Origin of the sequence: Paraburkholderia mimosarum LMG 23256 = NBRC 106338, assembly GCF_000739815.1 — a bacterium.
Lineage (GTDB): Bacteria > Pseudomonadota > Gammaproteobacteria > Burkholderiales > Burkholderiaceae > Paraburkholderia > Paraburkholderia mimosarum.
Window position 1 is genome coordinate 1 of sequence record NZ_BBJJ01000186.1, and the last position, 3,737, is coordinate 3,737.

At 60.0% G+C, this 3,737-nt stretch carries 4 protein-coding genes; 3 read left to right on the forward strand and 1 reads right to left on the reverse strand.

Going from position 1 to position 3,737, the window contains the following annotated elements:
* The 3 genes from BMI01S_RS36295 to BMI01S_RS36305 all read left to right on the forward strand — a co-directional run.
* Positions 1-329, forward strand: a 329-nt coding sequence (locus BMI01S_RS36295) for a Y4bD/Y4pK family protein (protein WP_255217854.1), incomplete at its 5' end; no start/stop codon positions are given.
* Between the two features lie 76 nt (positions 330-405).
* The gene (locus BMI01S_RS36300; RefSeq protein ID WP_308417773.1) at positions 406-714 is read left to right on the forward strand and encodes a DUF6788 family protein; all 309 of its coding nucleotides are present in this window, start codon (positions 406-408) and stop codon (positions 712-714) included.
* Between the two features lie 136 nt (positions 715-850).
* Positions 851-2,902 carry a recombinase family protein gene (locus tag BMI01S_RS36305; protein ID WP_042292923.1) on the forward strand — a complete coding sequence of 684 codons (2,052 nt, stop codon included), beginning with the start codon at positions 851-853 and terminating at the stop codon, positions 2,900-2,902.
* Positions 2,903-2,931: 29 nt separating this feature from the next.
* Here the strand turns inward: BMI01S_RS36305 and BMI01S_RS40225 are convergent, their stop codons facing one another.
* Entirely contained in the window at positions 2,932-3,189 is a 258-nt protein-coding gene (locus BMI01S_RS40225; protein WP_174480192.1) for an RNA-dependent RNA polymerase family protein, read from the reverse strand.
* Positions 3,190-3,737: the final 548 nt, after the last annotated feature.

Below are 3,737 nucleotides of genomic sequence, written 5' to 3' on the forward strand. Positions count from 1 at the left end.
CACCGTCGGGACGGTCAGCGCGAACTGCACAAGTGCTCAACGAGCATTTGGGATGGGCTGAGATCCGTCATCCATTTCATCCCCTCAGGGGCCAACGCTTTTCCGTGCTGAAGGCGCGCCGCGTCGCAGGCACCGAGACACTGCTTCTGCGCGATACGGAACGCGGCAGCTTTAGCATTGCGCGCGAATGGACCGACTGGGGCAAACCGTCTGTCCACGACGACGCCATCACGCCCGCGTGCTACTTCGATCTCGGCATGTTGTTGGAGCTGGTCACGTTGATCGACCTGCTTGCCCCATCCAGGAAGTCATCGAACAAAGGAGCTTGATCAATGCGACTCCTTGTCCTACTATCAGACCAGTTTTTAACGTGGTCCGCCAACGGAAGATATTCCGTCATCCACTTTGCGCAGACGCCGCGCGCAATTGCTGAAGCAAATGCCGGCGTTAGAGACGCTCTTGCGCGGCTCACTAATAGAGCGCTACAAGCGCTGCGGCAAACCGGGCTGCCGGTGCGCAGACGGCCCCGGCCATGGTCCCAAGTACTATCTGTCCGTGAGCTTCCCCGGCCGCCGTCCGCAAATGGACTACGTGCCGCAAGCGGATTACGCCGACGTCGCCGAGCACCTAGCGAACTATCACCGCGTTCGCGAGATCATCGAGGAGATCTGCGAGATCAACCGCGAACTATTGCGCCGCCGCGAGGCGCTCTGAGGGGCGCCGGTGAGCCAGTCGTCGCTGTCGCTCGCCAACTTCATCGATCCGCAATCGGCCGGCGTACTCGTCGCCAACATGCTCGAGGCCTGGCTCACTGCCGAGCCTGCGCTGGAGCTGACCGAGGAGGCCTTCGATGAACACCAAGATCACCCCCCAACATCAAAGCAAGCCGGCGTACATATACATCCGCCAGTCGACGCTGGCCCAGGTGCGACATCATCAGGAGAGCACCGAGCGTCAATACGCGTTACGCGACAAAGCGCTGGCACTGGGTTGGCCGGAGACGGCGATCCGGGTCCTGGACCGCGACCTCGGTCAATCGGGGGCACAGATGACGGGGCGCGAGGACTTCAAGACCCTCGTAGCGGACGTCTCGATGGGGAACGTGGGTGCCGTATTCGCACTGGAGGTTTCCCGCCTGGCACGCTCGAATCTGGACTGGCATCGCCTGCTCGAGTTGTGCGCGCTAACCCATACGCTCGTGATCGACGCCGATGGCTGCTACGACGCGGGCGACTTCAACGACGGCCTGATACTTGGTCTCAAAGGTACGATGGCGCAGGCCGAACTGCACTTTTTGCGCGGCCGCCTCCAGGGCGGCAAACTCAACAAGGCGAAGAAGGGTGAGTTGCGCTTTCCACTGCCCGTCGGCTTGTGCTATGACGATGATGGCCGCGTCGTCCTGGATCCCGATGACGAGGTACGCGGCGCCGTGCAGCTGGTATTCCGGCTGTTTCACGAGACGGGTAGCGCATACGCGGTTGTCAAGCGCTTTGCCGAAGAGGGTCTGCGCTTTCCCAAGCGCGCCTATGGCGGTGCCTGGGCAGGCCGACTCATCTGGGGGCGCCTGAGCCACGAACGCGTACTCGGCCTGATCAGGAATCCCTCCTATGCGGGCGATTATGTCTTTGGACGTTACCAGTATCGCCAGCGCATCACACCACAGGGAGAGGTCCATAAGCGCGTGCAGCCAGTTTCAAAGGCCGAGTGGCGCGTCCATCTGCCCGACCATCATGAAGGCTACATCACCCCGGAGGAATTTGAGCGCAACCAGGCACGCCTGGCGCGCAACCGAACCAACGGCGAAGGCACCGTGCTCAGTGGTGCAGCACGTGAAGGATTGGCGCTGCTTCAGGGACTACTGATATGCGGCTGCTGTGGTCGGGCATTGACCGTTCGCTACCAGGGTAACGGCGGCCTTTATCCATTGTACTTATGCAGTGCTCGCCGCCGCGAGGGTCTGGCGACCACCGATTGCATGAGCATGCGCAGCGAACTACTTGACAACGCAATTGGCGAGGCTGTGTTCACCGCCCTGCAGCCAGCCGAACTCGAGCTCGCCGTGACCGCCCTGAACGAACTCGAGCAACGCGATCATGCCATCATGCGCCAGTGGCACATGCGAATCGAACGCGCCGAGTATGAGGTCGCACTCGCTGAACGTCGCTACCAGGAATGCGACCCGGCCAACCGTCTGGTCGCGGGTACGCTTGAGCGGCGCTGGAATGACGCGATGCTTCGCCTCGAGGCGATCAGGACGGAAGCCGCCCAGTTCCAGAGCCAGAAAGCACACGTCGCCACGCCCGAACAGAAAGCTCAGGTCCTCGCGCTGGCGCGCAATCTGCCACGTCTATGGCGGGCACCGAGCACATCCGCGAAGGATCGCAAGCGCATGTTGCGTCTGCTCATCCGGGACATCACGGTCGATAAACAGTCCGCCACGAGACAAGCGGTACTGCATGTCCGCTGGCAAGGCAGCGCGTGTACTGATATCACCGTGAACTTGCCCATGCCGGCGGCCGAAGCGATGCGTTACCCTGCCGCGTTCGTTGAGCGGGTGCGTGAACTCTCCCAGCATCTGCCTGACCGGCAAATCGTAGCGCACCTCAATCAGGAAGGTTTGCGCAGTTCTACTGGCAAATCGTTTACGCTTGAAATGATCAAATGGATCCGTTATCGGTATGGAATTGAAGCAACCTGCTTCAAGCGCCCGGATGAGCTCACGGTACAGCAGCTCGCTCATCGGCTGCACATCAGTCCACACGTCGTGTATTACTGGATCGAGCGCCACGTAGTTCAGGCCCGCAAGCTCGATGGACGGGGACCGTGGTGGGTCACGCTCGATCCCGCAAAGGAACGGCAACTGCGGGATTGGGTGCGCACTTCAGGGCATCTGCAGCGGTAACATTCCAACACTCAACTGTGAGAGGTGCATTATGAAATCACCGTCGGTATGCCCAACGGTCTCGTCCCGCCTCCCGCTTTGGGCATGTCAACTCGCAGGACCGGCGGCGGAACATAGCTGCCGGATGACATCCGATTCCAGATCCGATAAAGGTTATTCTTCAGATCCTCCTCGAATGCCGCCAGTGATTGCCTGTCCACGCCTGCGGCTCCACGATTTGCCTTTACTTGCTTGTAAGCCGCCCACACCTCGTGTTTGGAAATACAAAACGGTTTTGCTTTATCCACGCCGGTCCTCCTCGCTCAAGTTGCCGACGTAGTAACGCCGAACGATGACGCCCCTTCGGTCCAGTCCCATTACAGGACCTTCACCCCTACTGCGGACGTCTCCGCCCCTGTGCCCCGCATCGGTACTCTCATCCTTGCGGAGGCCTTCCGCTTGGATTTCTCCCTTCGCATCGGGACGACAGGTTCCCAAGTTCCTTACTGAAGCCTGAATCAAAGTCATGCCGCCTATATGCCGGATGCCGACTGGACCGTCAACAGGCATCGTCCAATCTCGTCCCGAAGCTGTTGGGCTCTTCGGTTTTGACATCATCGTAGGTTTATCGACACGTCGTCGGCGGTTCACTTGCGTTCATCTCCTTGATCCCTACCTGACAGAGTTATCTCCGCCTTTTCCATCGACGCTCACCACGAGGGCTCTTTACCCTCGCAGCTCGTGGTGGTTTGGAGCCCGCTCCTGCAAGCCGACTCCGAAGGGCCTACCTTCATCTCCAGTAAAGCACCGCAAACGTCGATGCACTGACGTTCGCGTTCTTGGCACACCCCAACAA

Bases quoted from the DNA above. Each gene is read 5' to 3' on its own strand.
- BMI01S_RS36305 (WP_042292923.1), top strand. From the start codon at position 851: ATGAACACCAAGATCACCCCCCAACATCAAAGCAAGCCGGCGTACATA.